The sequence below is a fragment of the Streptomyces sp. NPDC059256 genome (assembly GCF_042753785.1).
Lineage (GTDB): Bacteria > Actinomycetota > Actinomycetes > Streptomycetales > Streptomycetaceae > Streptomyces.
Genome location: NZ_JBHYZO010000031.1, coordinates 32769 through 49299, shown reverse-complemented (window position 1 = coordinate 49299; position 16531 = coordinate 32769). Strand labels below are relative to the sequence as shown.

Here is a 16531-nt window from a genome sequence, read left to right as displayed (position 1 = left end):
CGTGGGTGCTGACCTGGGCCGCCTACGGCCGTGGGGCCACTACTCGGATGAGTTCGACGGTGTTTTCCCAGGCGTCCTGTGCGCACTGGATGAATGGGGTGAACTGGTCGCCCCGGAAGGATGCAGTGGACGGCGCGCAGGACGTGCCACGCCTCCAGGCGGCCCGGCTCTGCGTCCAGGTCGCCGACTTCGTCGCGGAGGGCAAGGGAGAGGTAGTCATTGAAGTCCCATCCCACGGGGCGATTCGGCCCCTTGGCCTGCTGCTCTCCGTGAAGAACCCCGCGTAAGGCGGCCGCGTCCGCCGGCCTTAGGGGACGACTTCCGAGTTCCCCTGTCGCCTGGGCACGTCCGGCGCGGCGTCCACCGTCCGGGCCCCGCTGCTGTCGCTTGCAATGTCGGGGTCGATGAACAGGCTGTCGAGGTAGGAGTCGAAGTTGTCGGCGACCTTCGTGAAGACATAGTTGCCCAGATACCCCTGCCAGGCGATGTCATGGACGAACGCGTGGAGCTGGCCATGAGCGGCCGGGTTCAGGTCCAGGAAGAGGATGTCGCTGCCGCCATTGCGGGCGATAAGCAGCAGGCCGGCCAGGGGCACGTTCTTAGCGAGCCACCCATCGCGACTGCGCCGATACTCGCCCAGGAAAGTTCCCCAGCCGTACTCGCCCGTGTCGTCACGGCCCAACTGGTAGAGCTCGTTGAAGCCCTGGACCGGTTCCGGTTCACAGGCCGGGAGGCGGACCGAGTAGTCCAGCCTCTCCCCGCCGTCCGGTCCGCTCGACTACCACCCCGACGGTAAGAGGAGTTCGGCGCCCCGCCCTGAGCACTCACACTCAGCCAAAACCCGGCCCGCTACTCAACCGGCCCGCCCGCGCGCGCCAGGACAGTCAGCGGTGACGCCAAGCAGAGTGGTCCTCGTTCCAGGGCCCGGGCCCGCTCCACCTCGACGCCCAAACGCTCGATGCGCGGTTCGGGTTCGATACGGACGTCGGCGTGCGACGAAGCAGCGCGGAGGAACGCCTGGCCTACCACTCCAGCTTCGTCACCATCCGCACCCCCGCCATCCACACCCTGGCCACCCAGGTCCGCACCCTGATGATCCTCGGACGCCACCAGCAGACCACCGCCCGGCTCTCCCTCATCGTCACGGGACCCGCCGCAGCAGGGAAACCCACCGCTCTCCTGAACGTCGGGCGTACCTGCCACCTCGCCCACACCCGCAAAAACCCGCCGCTGCCCGGATCAGCGAACGTTGTGGTAACCATCGCGTATGTTCTGGTCCCGCCCGGCGCGACCGCGAAGACCCTCACCACCGAGTTCGCCCGCTACCTCGGCATCCCCGTGGCCGCGCGCATGCCCCAGACCCAGATCACCGAAGCCGTCTGCCACACCTACACCCAAGCCGGCGTCCAACTGGTGATGATCGACGAGATCCACCGCCTCAACCCCCGCACCACCACCGGCGCCCAAACCGCCGACCCCATCAAAGACCTCAGCGAACGCCTTCCCGCGACAGTCGTCTACGCCGGCATCAACGTCACCGACACACCCCTGTTCACCGGGACGCGGGGCGCCCAACTCGCCGGACGCGCCACTCTCGTCCACTGCGGCCCCCTCCCCGCCCGTCACGGCACCCGCCACCCATTCCGCGACGTCATCACCGACATCGAAAACAATCTCGACCTCGCCCTCCACAAACCCGGCACCCTCCCCGCCACGCCCCCTACCTCCACCAGCGCACCGCAGGCCGTATCGGATCCCTCACCCGACTGATCCGCCAAGCCGCCATCACCGCCATCCACGACAGCACCGAACGCATCACCAAAACCACCCTCGACACCATCCGCCTCGACCACCTCGCTGAAACCCACCACCGCTCCCCCCCCATTACCTTTTTGGTGGTCCCGCAATGGGGCTCCCGGCCTCCGGGCCCGGCATGACTGCTCCCCCCTGTTGAAGGTATGGCCCGGGGGGTGGTGTCACCGGTCCCGGAGGCACTGACAGACCGCTGATCAGGGGCATGACCACCGACTCCTCCGGGAGACAGGGAGGCTCTTCGTAATGTGGATGTGGCGATCGGTGCCGACGGACGGCCGGGCGGGCACGACTGAAGGACGCACGTGATCGACACCGGCGACATCGACGTCTACCTCGGTCTGGACGTCGGCAAGGGCGAACACCACGCCACCGCCGTCACTCCGGCCGGGAAGAAGGCGTTCGACAAGCGCCTGCCCAACAGCGAACCGAAACTGCGCGAGGTCTTCGTGAAACTCCAGGCCAAGCACGGGACCGTGCTCGTCGTGGTCGACCAGCCCGCGTCGATCGGGGCCCTGCCCCTCGCAGTCGCGCGGGACATGGGCTGCCGGGTGGCCTATCTGCCCGGCCTGACGATGCGGCGGATCGCCGACCTCTACCCGGGCGAGGCCAAAACCGACGCCCGCGACGCGTTCATCATCGCTGACGCCGCCCGCGCGATGCCCCACACCCTGCGGGCGATCGACCTCGAAGACGAGACGATCGCCGAGCTGGAGATGATCGTGGGATTCGACGACGACCTCGCGGGCGAGGTCACCCGGGTCGGGAACCGGCTCCGGGGCCTGCTCACCCAGATCCACCCGCACCTGGAACGGGTGATCGGCCCGCGGATCCAGCACCCGGCCGTCCTCACCCTGCTGGAACGGTTCGGGTCCCCGGCCCGGATCCGCAAGGCCGGACGCCGACGGCTGGTCACCCTCATACGCCCGAAGGCCCCCAGGATGGCCGAGCGTCTGGTCGATGACATCTTCACCGCCCTCGACGAGCAGACCGTCGTCGTCCCTGGCACGGACGCCGCCGCGCTGATCGTCCCCAGCCTCGCCACCTCGCTCCAGGCGGTGCTCGACCAGCGGAAAGTCCTGGCCGGCCGGATTGAGGAACTGCTGGAGGCACACCCTCTTTCCCAGGTCCTGACCTCGATGCCCGGCATCGGCGTCAGGACCGGAGCCCGCATCCTGATCGACGTCGGCGACGGCAGCAACTTCCCCTCCGCCGCCCACCTCGCCGCCTACGCCGGCCTCGCCCCGGCAACCCGCAGTTCCGGCTCGTCGATCCGCGGCGAACAACCCTCCCGCCGCGGAAACAAGCAGCTCAAACGGGCCTTCTTCCTGTCCGCATTCGCCGCCCTGGCCGACCCCGCGTCCAGGACCTACTACGACAAGAAGATCGCCCAGGGAAAGCACCACACCCAGGCCCTCCTCTGCCTCGCCAGACGCCGAGCCGACGTGCTGTTCGCAATGCTCCGCGACGGCACCTTCCACGAACCCCAACCCACCCCCACAGGTTGACGAAACCCATAGGGGCACCCCCCCCGAAGCCGATAGCCCACGCCCACCGAGCAGACAGAACAGCCCTGACCAGCACAAACACCCGCCGGGCCTTTACACGCTAGAACTACCTACAACAGACCCAGCCCCACTCAACAGAACACACAACCCCAGCTCAAGAGCCCCAACCTGCCCGCCCGAGCCGCTAATTCCCCTCTCGGCAAACCAGCAACACCCCAAACAAACCGCCCCGACGCACACCACCCCCTCCGAACGTTACCCCTGCTTAAGCCTTGGCACCGCACTGGCGTTCGCGTAGGCCCTGGGATCCTGAGGCCGCTCCCCCTCTGCCTGAACTACGGTACAGCCGAGGCGGGTTCGGTGAGGCGGTCCAGCCGCACATAGAGGGCGCGGACGAGGCGAGCGCGGTTCTGGACGCAGCCGTGGTCCGTCCGGCCCAGCGGAGCAGAGTGGCGCGGGCCCGCGCGGCGTCCTGCGGCTTCAGAGCGGCGATGGAGGTGTGGTGGTTGCCGCCGGGCACGTCGAGAAGGAGGGAGTCGCGGGTGCCCCTGCCCAGCCGGAAAGGTTCCGCGACCGCCACGTCGGTCTCGCCGTTGATGAACATGAGCGAGCTGCCCTGGTGACGTACCCAGCGGTCGATGTCCGCCATCGCGCCGGGCCGGAATCGCAGCGGGATCTCCCGCGGCACATAGGAGCGGACCTCCTGCACACCCGGATGGCGCAGCAGCCCGGTCAAGTGCGGAGTGGTGTACTGCGGATAGCCGAGCTCGGTGCCCAGTTGGTGGAAGTACGGGGTGAGGGGGTCGAGGGACTGGTCGGTGTAGACCGGGAGCGCGGTCACCCGGTCGATCCACGTGTAGAGCGCTTGGTCGTCGGTCGCGGTCGTGGGCACGGAGGTACAGCTAGCTGCTGGCTGGTGCATCCAGAACATCGCTGGCAGGCGCAGCACGGCGAGTTCGAAGGCGCGGTCCGCGTTGCCGATGGTGCGGAAGGTTCTTCCCTCGCTCTGGGCCCAGCGGTCGTACCGCTCGGTCATCGCCGCGCGTCGGATCAGCGCCGTACGCTGGACGGACTTGAGCGCGGCGCGGCACTGCGGGGTGCCGACCTGGTCGAGTTGGGCGTCGTAGGCGGTGTCGTCCCGGTCGTCCGTGTTGTTGGGGGCGGAGTAGGCGACCGTGCCCGCCACATCGTCCGGGTGGAAACGGCGATGGTAGACGGCTGTCATTCCGCCCTTGCTGCCGCCGGTGGAGATCCAGGGGGCGCGGTACACCTTCTTGAGAGCGGTGACGATGCGGTGATGATCGTCGGCCGCCTGCCGGATGGTGAGCTTGGACCAGTCCGGCTGCTGGGGCCGGGAGGTCCCGAAGTACCGGTGCTCGGTGGTGATCTGGTTGGCGTCCAACAATACGGCCGGCTCGGACCGGCGCTCCGGTGACAGCCCGAGGTCGTAGCCGCCGGAGTAGAGCACCATGGGACGCCAGGTCGACCTGTGCACCAGAGTCAGCCGCTGATCGAAGGAGCCCTCGCGGGGGTGCCGGTGGTCGACGGGCTGCCGATAGGCGAGATCGAGGACGATCCGCCCCGGGGCCGCGGGCCGTTCAGCGAGTACCCGCATTCCGGGAATGGCCGCGATCCGGGCTCGGACGTCGTCTCCGGGAGCCACGGACCGGCTGGGAGCCGCACTCTCGCCCCGGGGCTCAATCCGGGCCCAGGAGGCCGGGGCGGACAGCCCGGACACCGCAAGCGCGGTCAGCAGAGCCGGTGCGAGTAGGCGCGTCATCGTGTCTTTCATACCTCCCAGCGAACCGCGGCCACCCGAGCCGCAGATCCCTCCCGTGGGGCAGGCACCTCCCCCACGGGAGGGAGAGGAAACCAACCGGCTCCCGCGCAGGAGGCAGATCGAGGCCGATCGAACCCTGGTAGGCGCCGCGCGCAACCTCAGCGGCTGGCGGGCTCTGGGTAGCGTTCGCGGCGCTGGTCCGAGTCGTCGACGCCGATCTCCTACCATGACTCGCCCTGCTGGAACTGGGGCAGGGCGGCGGCGTAGCGCCGGACGTCGGGCGACGGCGACGGCGCGGGCATGTCTAGCAGTGTTGTGCTTACTGGACCGGGGCCGGGATAGCACGATCAACGATGTCGTCCGCGCAGTTCTTGCCCATGAGGTAGGCGGCACGTGCTGCCTCGATCAATAGGCGAACTCGTGCTTGAGTCCTCTCGGTTGCTTCCGCGCTGAGATCTCGGTCGCCTGCATGAGCTTCTCAACAGCCGGCACCAGCGCACTCAGCACTGCCTGCATCTCGTCGGTCCGGTCGTGATCTGTGATCTTCTCACCCTGTCTGGCCACGGACGCATGGTGCGGCCCCAGTGCGGCGTACTCCTGTTTCGAGTCTCGTCAGCCTCAGCGCATCAGGTACTTACCTCGGTGATGACGTCCGCGATCAGGACGGGCAGGTGATTGAGGGCGCGTTCCAGGAGTCGTTCGATCGAGACGGCGTGCCGGCAGAGGGCGATCAACGCCTTTCCGTGTCAGCAAGCGACGTCAAAGTCGATGCGCCACCGTCGCGAAGGATCGCGGGCGACACAAGCCCCCACCGACGAGGACGATTCGGCAGTCGAACTCGGAGCGATAGAGCGCCGAGCCCCCGCTTCGGCGAAGGCATCTCCGGCGTGCCCGGCCAGCGGCGGTCCATCTCCGCTGTCACAAACCCACCCAGTGGTCCAAGTCCAGTGGCAATCGGTCCCGGTCCGATGGCACAGGACAGCACGGACGTGTCCTGTCGCACCGAACCTTGAGTAGGCGTTTTTGATCCGCCGGCTGGTCATCCCGTGAGCGCGGCGAAGTCACCCACGGGATGTGCTCACCTGGTGAACCGGGAGGCTGGATGCCGTTGCGTGGTCCGGGTGCCGGTCATGGTGCCGGGATCAGACGCCAGAGGGACGTGGTCTCTGCCCTTCGCGCTGTGTGGAGTGGGTCGGCAGCGTCCTTGGAGCGTGGGTGTCGGGGTTTGGTATCGCCCTTGTCCACAACGCGAAGTTGTGCGGCCTGGATAGCGTCGAGCAGCTGCTGACGTGTCCGAAGGCCCAAGTGCTCTGCCAGGTCGGACAGGATGAGCCAGCCCTCCCCACCTGGTCGGAGGAGGGCGGGCAGTCCGGCGAGGAGGCTGTGGAACATGGTGCTGTCCGGGTCGTAGACGCCTTGTTCGATGGGGCCGGTCGGACGAGCGGGGAGCCAGGGCGGGTTGCAGACGATGAGGTCGGCGCGGCCTTCGGGGAACATGCCGGGGCCCGACACCTGGATACGGTCGGTCAACGTTAGCCGGTGGACGTTCTCCTTGGCGCAGGCCAGGGCACGTGGGCTGATGTCGGTGGCCACGACGTGCTGGATTCCGCGGTGGGGCAGGACCGCAGCGAGGACGCCCGTTCCCGTGCCGAGGTCGAATGCCGTGCTGCTGGCGGGAGTGTGCCGGGTCGCCGGCGGCAGTGGCGTGTGGGCGACCAGGTCAACGTACTCACCTCTGACAGGTGCGAACACGCCGTAGTGGGGGTGGATGCGAGTCCCGAGCGCTGGCACTTCGATCCCTTTCAGGCGCCACTGGTGAGCGCCGATCACTCCCAACAGTTCCCGTAGAGAGACCGCCACGGGCCCCTTCGAGGAGCCATAAGCTTCCAGACACGCCTGGCGGACGTCGGGCGCCCGGCGCAACGTCAAGGTGTAGTCGTCGTCCAACAGCACCAGGAGCTTTGCGAGGACTCGGGCGCGGTGACTACTACTGCGTCGGTGCAGGTGGAAGTTCTCGCTGGGGGACGTGGTGAACCTGGGCGGTTTGCGGTCGATACGGCGGCCCATCGCCTGCAGGAGCTGCTGGGCGTTGTGGAAGTCGCCTCGCCAGAGCAGGGCCGTTCCTTCGCACGCCTGTCGGTAGGCGTCGTTGGCCTTCAGCCGGTCGTCGGCGACGACGGTTCGCCGGGGAAGGGGGGCGGCATTCTCGGAATGCCAACGGGCGGACTGGTGGGTGTGGTTTTCGGTCCAGTGGATGGTGGACACCACGTACTCCTCGTGGTCGAACGTGCAGGGGCACGAAGAGCACTTCGACGAGGAGCAGGCCGAACACACGCCTGTCTATGGGACGGGCGTGTGCGTTGAGACAGGTGGCCGTTACCGCTCTCGCGTCGAAGCGCGAGAGCGGACGTCCCAGACAACCATGCCGAGCATCGGGGTCAGCCCTTTCGAAGGAGTGGCAGAAGGCTCGCACAGGTGCTGTTCGGCTGCCAAAAGCACCAGTCAGGCCAGGTCAACGGTCTGGCTTCTTCGTCCACTGGCTGGTTCGCGGTGAGTGCCCAGTTCAGGTGCGCTTCGGAGTGCTGCGGGAGACGTTCGTCGTCGCGTGCGTTGCGGCGGGCGTTCATGCACCAGCCGATCGTGCGCTCGACTTTCCAGCGGCAGGGCAGGACGACGAAGCCCTTGGTGCCTTGGGCCGGAAGACGATGCGCAGGGTGAGCCAGAGTCGGTCGCGGGCCCAGTCCACGAGTTCGCCGGCGTAGCCGCGGTCGGCCCAGACCTGGGTGATCTGTGGCTGGGTGAGGCGCAGGCGCCAGAAGACGTCGCGGGCGGCGTCGCGGTCTTGAATGTCGGCGGACGTCGCCGTGATCATCACGGGCAGGCCGAGCGCGTCCACGGTGATATGTCGTTTGCGGCCGTTGGTACTCTTGGCATGTGCCGGGATAAGGGCCAAAGATCAATGGCCGCAAACGGCGCCTGGTGGTCGACGCCCGCGGCCTGCCCCTGCTGGTCATGGTCACCCCGGCCTCGCTCACCGACCGCGACGCCGCCAAGGAACTCCTCTTCCGCCTCCGCCTGATGCATCCAGAGATCACCATCGTCTGGGCAGACTCCGCCTATGTCGGAAAGCTCGTGACCTGGGCAGAGAAGTACCTCAGCCTCACGATCAAGACCGTGAGCCGCCCCAAGGACGCCTCCGGGTTCATCGTGCTGCCCCACCGCTGGCTAGTCGAACGAACATGGGCCTGGATGATGCACGCCCGCCGGCACGCCCGCGTTTACGAACGCCTCGTCCAACACTCCGAAACCTTGATCACTTGGGCGGCCATCACCCTTATGACCAGGCGCCTCACCCGGAAAAGCTCCGCAGCAAGCTGCTCGTGACCTCCGGGTGCACTACTTCTCAGCCGGACTGAACGCGCTGCATAAATAGCGCCGCTCGCCTCTCAACCCAGAAACGGTAGACAGCCCAGCCGACACCGAGCACAGCGGCCGTCCACACGATGACCTCGGCGAGAATAATTGCCGGGGTCAAGGTGAGGTGCCGCCGAGGCGGCATCACGACCATCTGCATGGCCGCACCCACCGGAACCGTCAACGCCGCAAGCAAGCCGACCAATCCAGGCTGCCTGATGGCTGCACCTACCACACCAAGGACCAGTCCGAACGGGAGGCCCACCATCAACCAGGTGACCATATCCGTGCCAGCTCCCGAGACGAGGGCATCGGTCACGTAGTACGCCACCGTGGCAGCGACCAGCGCCAGAGCCCCGACCAGCGCACCTCGGACCCATGTCCCGGCCAGCCAGCCCATCGCCACCGCAAGCGCGGCCCAGGACCAGCCCGCGTCCACTAGCAGGCTGAGCACCTTGGCAGCCTTGGCCCAGATAGTGCCCGTGAATGACATCCCGAGCTCCATGTACGGCGACGAAAGCGCGTTGACGAGCGAGGTAACCGCCCCAAAGCCCATCCCGGCAACGATTCCTCCCACCATGATTTTCATACCGGGAGGGTATCCAGTGGGCTGTGACGGCCCTCCGAGCTGTCACAGCCACGCGGAGTGAGCGCTGTCCGGACACGTGACTCCGCCTCAATCTGATTGCTGCCCACGGAGCTGCACTTCGGGGAGACGAAGCCCGAGTGGTCCAGGGGCACGTCCACCGAGCAGGGATCAGAAACAGGTACTCACGGTGGCGTCATCTCGGTAGCCGGTCCTATCCGGCTCGGCGGCGGCGACGATCGTGTCCGCCAGAGCACGGGGGCAGTCAGCGTGCTCCGGGGCCAGTTCCCCATAACCCGGTGCGGGATCCGCCCGTGGGCGCCGTCGCCCGTGAGGATCACGACCGGGTCCTCAATGAAGCAAAGGGGGATGGTGTCGATGCTGCATCTTCCCAGCGTCGAGCGCGCCAGGCCGTCCAGGACCAAGGCCCCGTTCCACTGACACGGTCTCGTCGGGGCCGTCCTCGGGGTGAAGTGTGACCGCCGTCCCGCCCCAGGCTCGGAGCCATGTGCCCATGGTCTGCACGGTGGAGCGGCGCACCAGCGCCTCACCGGTCCAGCCGGAGACGCACCGCCGCGAGCAGTAGACCGCCTTCGAACGGCGATCCGTCCCGGCCACCCACGTCGCCCCGCACTCGGGACATTCGACCCTGTCGGCACCACTCAACTCTGCGGCTACACGCTTTCGCAACCGCTGGTCCTACCGCCACTGCCTGCCGCGACAGGACGCCGAACAGAACCTTGCACGAGCCGGAGCCTCCGAGGGCAGCCGACTGCCGCAGCTCTCACAGAACCGTTGCGAGACTTCCCCGATGCCCTCGGACATCCCATCAGCCTAGAAGGCAAAGCTACCCAAATCCGAGGTTCAAGCATAGGTACTGACGGTGGTCCAGGTCATCCATACATCACATCGGACGCGCACCGCGCTCCCGATGCCCCTGGGGAGGTGGTGCCAAGGCACACATACAGACGTAAGGTGAAGCCTGAGTTGGTGTGATCCCACGAGTCCAGAGTTGTTCCCCCAGGGGTGGATGTGCTGTCCGTGCCGAGCGGACCATTGGTGATTCCGCCGTGCCTCACGTAGGCACGAGCAGCCACCCCGTCTGCCTGATAGTCCTCGACGTAGTTGTAGTAGCCGCTGTGGAGCCGTGCAGCGCCGCCGGCACTGATACAGAAGGTTCCCTGAACATATCCTCCGGTCTGCCCTGCGGAGTTGTTCACGGTCGCGTTCAGCGTCTGGCACACCTCGGTGGGGGCTGCCTGGGCTGGCTGAGCCAGAGCCATACCACCGAGCAATGCACTGGCGCTGACCAGCACAAGGGCCGAGCGACGGAGAGCTGGAGTTCTTCGCACGACTGTCTCCTCCGTAGACGATGCATCCGAGATGGCGTCTATACGAAGGTTGCCGGTGGCCTGAGAAGAGACAAGACGGTCCGCTGGAGATTGACCGAATACCGCCACCAGCCCGCGTCGAGTGCTTCCACGGGTGAGTGCCTATAAAGCCGCCGGCCCGCAGACCTCGGAAGGGCCCTGCTGATGAGTAGTGCCACAGCACGTATGCCGCATGTGCCACTTCCCGTGCTTGAGCCTCACCGGTTTCCGTTCGGGGAACAGTCACGGTGACCGTTCCCCGAACGATTCGACATAGCACCCATTCCGGATTGATGGCCCTTGACCTGCGGCTACTGGGTTCAGAAACAGGTACTGATCAAACCCCGGGACGGACAGACCGCCGCGGCCGTACGGTCACCCGAGGACCAGTACCAACCTGCCCAGGAGACGTAGTGATCCCAGCACAACACCCCTACGAAGCGCATTACAAGCAGGAAGAGGGCGGTCGCACGGTCTACAGGAGCAAGCCCGTCATTGCCTGGGACGACGAGGGGCAAGCGCTCGTCGTTGATGAGCGCAGCGGTCGACTTGTCCCGGCGAACAACGGCCGCGCCTTCACCGGGCTCTCGGAAGGCGTGCACCCCGTCGTCGCCGCCATCCCTGGGGGCGGGTGGAGTGCTCGGTTCAAGAACTCGGACTGCTCGTCCATCATCGACCCGCTGGTGGCCTGGACCGTCCGAAGTAACGGCACTCTCACCCCCGTCGACACCGACCTCACCGGTCTGTGCGACGACCCCACCACCATGGCCAACTTCGATGGCCTCGTTGCCCCCGGAACCGAGACGCGGACGACACAACAGGGCAACTCGGCATGACCGGGCCGTTCTTCACCCCGGCCGCCACCTCCCGCCAACTGCCCGGCGTCATCCGCGCTCCCGTCGTACGGCGGCGGACTGACCCAAGTCGGGGCGAGACCGGGCCCGGGCGTCGGGGGCAGGTGGACGACTGGCTTCGCTGGCTCGGTCTGGACGCCGGGCTAAGGCGGTCATTCGCTGAGGCCCTGGCCGAACCCGCCGTCCACGGGCAGTTCCATGCCCGTGGTGAAGGTGGCCTCGGCGGCGAGGTACAGCGCGGCGGCGGCGACCTCTTCCACGGTGCCTCCTCGGCCCATCGGCGTGGAGGCGTTGCCCTGGGCGATGAACTCGGCGCGTTGCTCGTCGGTCAGTTCGGCGACGCCCATGGTGGGGGTGAGGATGAAGCCGGGGGCGATCGCGTTGACGCGTATTTTCCGGGGGAGCAGTTCGGCGGCGAGCACCTTTGCGAAGGCGGCGACGGCCTCCTTTGCCGCGGAGTAGGCGCTGAGACCGGGGAAGATGCGGTCGTTGGAGACAGTGGTGAACACGATCGAGCCGCCCTCAGATATCAGCGGCGCCAGCCGTTGGACGGTGAAGAAGGCGCCCTTGGCGTTTACGTCGAAGATGCGGTCCCACGATTCTTCTGTGACCTCTTCGAGTGTCTGGAACTCGGCGATGCCCTGGTTGATGAACAGGTAGTCGATACTGCCGAGGCGGTCGGCGACCTGATCGCGCAGGGCGGCGATGGCGTTGATGTCAGTGGCGTCTGAGCGCACCGGGTGGGCCAGCGGGGTGTCGAGCGCTGCTTGGGCCTCGGCGAGTCGCTGGTCGCTGCGTCCGGTGTACATGACGTCGGCGCCGCGGTCGGTCAGGGCTTGGACGATGGCCCGGCCCATGCCGATAGTGCCGCCGGTGACGACAGCCCTTTTACCTGCCAGGGGCTTCGGATCGATGGTTGAACGTGCCTGGGTGCTGTGATTCGTTGCCATGGCGGCTAAGCTAAACCTTGACGTCAATGTCAGAGTCAAATCTCTGTGCCGGGAGTCACATGTTCATCGGTGAGCTGTCGAAGCGGACCGGCGCCAGCACCAGGAGCCTGCGGTACTACGAGCAGCAAGGGCTGTTGCGTCCACAGCGACGGGCCAGCGGCTACCGCGAGTCCGATGTGGCCGCCGTGCGCCGGGTCCGCATCCTGCTCACGGCCGGGCTGAACACCGACCTGATCCGGGAGGTGCTGCCCTGCATGGCCGAAGAGGGAGCCATCCTGGCGCCGACCTGCGAGGAAATGACTCAGGACCTCAAGGACGAACGCGAGCGCCTGAGCCGCTCCATCGAACAGCTCCAAGACGCCCGCGCCTTGCTCAGCTCAATCATCCACGCAGGCGAAGCGATCACCGCCGGGGTCGGCCGCAACGACCCTTCCACCAGCCAATGAAGCCTCTGCTCGACGCCTTCTGCACCACCCTGTCCTGTCGCACTGCGGCTGTCAGATGGTGGGCCGTTGACGAGCTGGGATGCCAGGCCGTTTGCGACCGCGGTGGCTCGGGGTTCTCAAGTGACGTGGCTTTTAAGGGAAGTCTCATTCGCGGTAGAGGCGGGCCACGGCCATGGAGACATCGGTGTGGCCCGCCATGCCGTCCGCTGGTCGCGGCCGATTCAGGCCTGATTTCCGGGCTGGAGCCTCAGCTGTTGGCCAGGGTGCGGTCTAGAAGAGGGAGCAGCCGATCCCAGTGGCGCTTCAGCCCGGAGGCGCTGAAAGCGTCGGTGTCGGACATGGTGAAGCCGTGGATGGTGCCGGGGTAGATCTCGGAGGTGTAGCCGACACCTGCCCCATCCAGAGCCTGGTTGAGCACGCCGAGAGCCTCAGGTGTCACGTCACCTTCCGCGTGGCCGAGGTGGACCTGAGCGGTGAGCTTGGAGAAGAGATTGGTCCCATGAACACCCACGGGTCCGTGGAACGCGGCGACGGCTGCCACCTGGTTGGGGTGGGCCGCTGCGGTGTGCATCGCGTAGAGGCCGCCTATGCAGTAGCCGGTCACCGCAACCGGTCCGGCGCCAACCTCAAGCTGAGTGGTGAGGAACCTGAGGTAGGCGCCGGCGTCGCTCAGGACACATTCGGCGGTGTGTGCCTCGATCAGGGGCATCAGCTGTGCGAAGACCGCAGGCCGGACCTCGTCTCCGATGTAATCGGGAAGCTCGACCAGCGGTGCGGGTCCGTGCCGGTAGAAGGAGTTGGGGACGAGCACGTAGTAGCCGTGCCCGGCGAGTTCGCGGGCCATCTCCCGCAGCACGGGCCGGATGCCGAAGCCGTCCGCGTACATCAGCACCCCTGGGTGCCGCTCGCTGTGGTCGGGGAAGGCAGCGAAGGCGTCGGCCTGGCCGTCCGCGGTGGGAATCCGCAGCGTCTTGGTGGGCATGAATGCTCCTGTCGTGGTTGATGTGCAGAGCCTGTGATCAACACGACGGAGGCGGAGCCCGCGCAGCAGCGCAAGAGCCTCGATCAAACAGCGGGCCCAAACCGGCCCGTACGGCGCTCAGAAGAGCCCCGGGTCACCGATCCGTGTGTGGCGCGAGGCCGTCCCGGCATTCATAGCCGCACAGCGTAGCCCACCGGCTACGAGCCGATGCCAGCACTCCAACCCGAGCGGATACCTCGATCGGATGAGAACCGACTCGCGCCGCATGCGACACCGTGAGAATCCGACAGCTTCAATGCGACGGGACACACCCAGGTCGCTCGAACCGTCGACACCGTCCGCTCAAGTCGCCAACTCAGGCGCTCACTCGCCAACTGACGTACTCAGTGTGCGACACGAGGTCGCACCAAGTAAGTAAGGACAGCCACGTGAAGGGGGTATCGATCGGCTGAACTTCGGGCCAGTGTCCAGGGCCCGTCCCCGCGCTCGCATGCGTCGCTGGTAACGGCGGGGTGTGAAGCCGAGCGTTCAAGCCCAAGAGCACCCGGGCCATCCGGGAGCCACAGGTGAGGGGAAGGCTGGACGGGCGAACGCAAGTGAACCCTCGATGATGCTCCGTGACGTTAGGACCGTGCGATGGCATGTAAGCGACGGTCATAGGACCCGGTGCTGGAAGGCACCAAGCGACCTTCGGGTAACTGTTCCCGGAGGGAGGACACCGCTGGTCTCGGAGTAGAGGGGGCGCCCACCCCAGTCGCGTCTTACTGGTGCGGAACGTGGAAACCCCGACGGGGTCCAAGCCTCGGCTTGGTAGGCCGACCGCAAGGAAGGCTGAAGTCCCCGGCGGGAGAAGGAAGATCCAAGAAGCGAAGGCCGGCAGGCCGAAAGGCCAGAGGAAACCGGGAGGTCGGGACCTTCACCCGCTCTCGTATACTCGCCGGATACGGGCCCTGGTGGCCCGGCCCGAAAGGGCGCCCACGGTGGATCAGGTGAGCCTTTGAAGTCACCACTGCAAGGACGCTCGAACCGAGGGACAAGTTAGACACCGGAGGCAAACATGGAGATCACGGCACCTGTCGTGACGTCCTCGCCTGCGGTGAACGGACCCGAGGACGACTTACTCGACTGGCACGGCATCGACTGGGCCACCTGCGAGGAAAACGTACGGCGGCTGAGGCAGAGGATCTTCAAGGCAACGCAGGACGGGGACCTCAAGAAGGTCCGCAACTTGCAGAAGCTCATGCTGCGAAGCCGCAGCAACACGCTGGTCAGCGTGAAGCGGGTGACGCAACAGAGCAGTGGTCGCATGACCGCTGGCATCGACGGAGAACGGGCCCTCACGCCGAAGGCGAGAGGCACCTTGGCGGCCGAGATCCATCGGTCGTCGAATCCGTGGAAGGCCAGGCCGGTCAAGCGAGTGTTCATCCCGAAGAGCAACGGGAAACAGCGACCGCTCGGCATCCCGGTCATCCGTGACCGGGTTCTCCAGGCCCGCGTGAAGAACGCGCTGGAACCCGAGTGGGAAGCGCGGTTCGAGCCGAGGTCTTATGGCTTCCGGCCTGGCCGCAGCTGCCAGGACGCGATATCCGCGATCTTCTGGACGGTGAAGGGTAAGAACCCGAAGCGTCTGTGGGTCTTGGACGCGGACCTGTCGGCGGCATTCGACCGCATTGACCACACCCACCTCATTACCAGGCTCGGCCAGTTCCCCGCCAGGGACCTGATCGCGGGCTGGCTGAAGGCGGGCGTGATCGACCGCGGCCGGTTCGCACCGACTGAGGAGGGAACTCCTCAAGGCGGTGTGATCAGCCCGCTGTTGCTGAATGTTGCTCTGCACGGACTGGAACAGGCCGCAGGGTGCCAATACACGGTTCGGACCGGGCGCGAGCCCGGCGCCATGCCGGGCACTCCGGTGCTGGTGAGGTATGCCGACGACTTCGTCGTGCTCTGTCACGACGAAGCCCAGGTGCACCAGGTCAGGGCCCGGCTGGAGGACTGGCTGGAGCCGAGGGGTCTTCGCTTCAACGAGGAGAAGACCACGGTCGTCCACCTCGATAAGGGGTTCGACTTCCTCGGTTTCACCGTCCGCCGCACGGGCGGCAAACTGATCATCAAGCCGAGCACAGCGGCCTGCGCGAGGCTCCGGGCGCGACTGCGGACCGAGGTGAAGGCCCTGCACGGGTCCAATGCCGAGGCCGTGTTGCGCAGGCTGATCCCGATCGTTCGCGGTTGGGCGGCCTACTACCGGGCGGTGGCGTCCTCGACGACGTTCTCGTCGTTGGATCACTATGTGTGGCGGCTGACCTTCAAATGGGCCAGGCGTCGTCACCGCAACAAGTCGAGTCACTGGGTCGCGGCCCGGTACTTCGGCAGGTTCCACCGTCCCGGCGTGACCGATGGGTGTTCGGCGACCGCGGCAGCGGCGCGTTCCTCATTAAGTTCGCCTGGACCGGCATCGTCCGCCACCAGCTCGTCAAGGGCGGAGCGTCTCCGGACGACCCCGACCTGGCCGAGTACTGGCGGAACCGCCGCCGCAGGAAAGCGCCACCGCCGATGGACAAGACGAGTCTTCTCCTGGCGGTTAGGCAGCAGGGGCTCTGTCCTCTCTGCAAGCAGGCGCTGATCGTCGGAGCCGAGTACGAGCCGGACAGCCCACGCGAGTGGATCAACTGGTTCGCGGCCTCGAAGAAGATGCTCCACAAGCATCACTTCACCTACCGGCGAGACGGCGGCGGGGACGAGCGGAACAACCTTCGCCTCGTGCACTCCGAATGCCACCGCCAGCACCACGCTGGCGACGGCAAACGGGCCACATAACTCTGCCGACCT

General features: G+C 66.5%; 12 protein-coding genes and 3 pseudogenes. 7 read left to right on the top strand and 8 right to left on the bottom strand.

The window, feature by feature from the left end; translation table 11 throughout:
- Positions 1–125: 125 nt before the first annotated feature.
- Positions 126–287, top strand: coding sequence for a hypothetical protein (locus ACFXJL_RS32890; protein ID WP_384698725.1), 162 nt, complete (start codon positions 126–128; stop codon positions 285–287).
- A gap of 20 nt (positions 288–307) precedes the next feature.
- Here the strand turns inward: ACFXJL_RS32890 and ACFXJL_RS32885 are convergent, their stop codons facing one another.
- Positions 308–682 (bottom strand): hypothetical protein, encoded by a 375-nt coding sequence (locus tag ACFXJL_RS32885; protein WP_384698722.1) that lies wholly within the window; start codon positions 680–682, stop codon positions 308–310.
- Between the two features lie 320 nt (positions 683–1002).
- On the opposite strand from ACFXJL_RS32885, the pseudogene ACFXJL_RS32880 reads away from it, so the two are divergent.
- A pseudogene (locus ACFXJL_RS32880) lies at positions 1003–1937 on the top strand (ATP-binding protein); the annotation flags it as partial.
- A gap of 180 nt (positions 1938–2117) precedes the next feature.
- Complete coding sequence (locus tag ACFXJL_RS32875; RefSeq protein WP_384698719.1) at positions 2118–3320, top strand: IS110 family transposase; 1203 nt, start codon at positions 2118–2120, stop codon at positions 3318–3320.
- Positions 3321–3585: 265 nt separating this feature from the next.
- Here the strand turns inward: ACFXJL_RS32875 and ACFXJL_RS32870 are convergent, their stop codons facing one another.
- From ACFXJL_RS32870 to ACFXJL_RS32855, 4 genes are all read right to left on the bottom strand, one after another.
- Positions 3586–5100, bottom strand: a complete 1515-nt coding sequence (locus ACFXJL_RS32870; RefSeq protein ID WP_384698716.1) for a S28 family serine protease — start codon at positions 5098–5100, stop codon at positions 3586–3588.
- 405 nt (positions 5101–5505) lie between these two features.
- Positions 5506–5664, bottom strand: coding sequence for a hypothetical protein (locus ACFXJL_RS32865; RefSeq protein WP_384698712.1), 159 nt, complete (start codon positions 5662–5664; stop codon positions 5506–5508).
- Positions 5665–6228: 564 nt separating this feature from the next.
- Positions 6229–7365, bottom strand: a complete 1137-nt coding sequence (locus ACFXJL_RS32860) for a methyltransferase (protein ID WP_384698709.1) — start codon at positions 7363–7365, stop codon at positions 6229–6231.
- A gap of 358 nt (positions 7366–7723) precedes the next feature.
- Positions 7724–8053 carry a transposase gene (locus ACFXJL_RS32855; RefSeq protein ID WP_384698707.1) on the bottom strand — a complete coding sequence of 110 codons (330 nt, stop codon included), beginning with the start codon at positions 8051–8053 and terminating at the stop codon, positions 7724–7726.
- Between ACFXJL_RS32855 and ACFXJL_RS32850 the strand changes: the two are divergent.
- Positions 8047–8457: pseudogene (locus tag ACFXJL_RS32850) on the top strand (transposase); the annotation flags it as partial. The gene ACFXJL_RS32855 and the pseudogene ACFXJL_RS32850 sit on opposite strands and share 7 nt — an antisense overlap.
- A 46-nt stretch (positions 8458–8503) precedes the next feature.
- Here the strand turns inward: ACFXJL_RS32850 and ACFXJL_RS32845 are convergent.
- Positions 8504–9103, bottom strand: a complete 600-nt coding sequence (locus ACFXJL_RS32845; protein ID WP_384698704.1) for a hypothetical protein — start codon at positions 9101–9103, stop codon at positions 8504–8506.
- Positions 9104–10883: 1780 nt separating this feature from the next.
- Between ACFXJL_RS32845 and ACFXJL_RS32840 the strand changes: the two genes are divergently transcribed.
- A complete protein-coding gene (locus ACFXJL_RS32840) occupies positions 10884–11306 on the top strand; it encodes a hypothetical protein (protein ID WP_384698701.1) in 423 nt (140 codons plus the stop codon).
- A gap of 170 nt (positions 11307–11476) precedes the next feature.
- Here the strand turns inward: ACFXJL_RS32840 and ACFXJL_RS32835 are convergent, their stop codons facing one another.
- The gene (locus ACFXJL_RS32835; protein WP_384698698.1) at positions 11477–12274 is read right to left on the bottom strand and encodes an SDR family oxidoreductase; all 798 of its coding nucleotides are present in this window, start codon (positions 12272–12274) and stop codon (positions 11477–11479) included.
- Positions 12275–12333: 59 nt separating this feature from the next.
- Here ACFXJL_RS32835 and ACFXJL_RS32830 point away from each other — a divergent pair, with 59 nt between their 5' ends.
- Positions 12334–12720, top strand: coding sequence for a MerR family transcriptional regulator (locus tag ACFXJL_RS32830; RefSeq protein WP_384698695.1), 387 nt, complete (start codon positions 12334–12336; stop codon positions 12718–12720).
- A 247-nt stretch (positions 12721–12967) separates the two neighbouring features.
- Here ACFXJL_RS32830 and ACFXJL_RS32825 read toward each other — a convergent pair whose 3' ends face one another.
- Positions 12968–13702, bottom strand: a complete 735-nt coding sequence (locus ACFXJL_RS32825; protein WP_384698692.1) for a dienelactone hydrolase family protein — start codon at positions 13700–13702, stop codon at positions 12968–12970.
- Between the two features lie 1057 nt (positions 13703–14759).
- Between ACFXJL_RS32825 and ltrA the strand changes: the two are divergent.
- Positions 14760–16519, top strand: a pseudogene (gene ltrA / locus ACFXJL_RS32820) (group II intron reverse transcriptase/maturase).
- Positions 16520–16531: the final 12 nt, after the last annotated feature.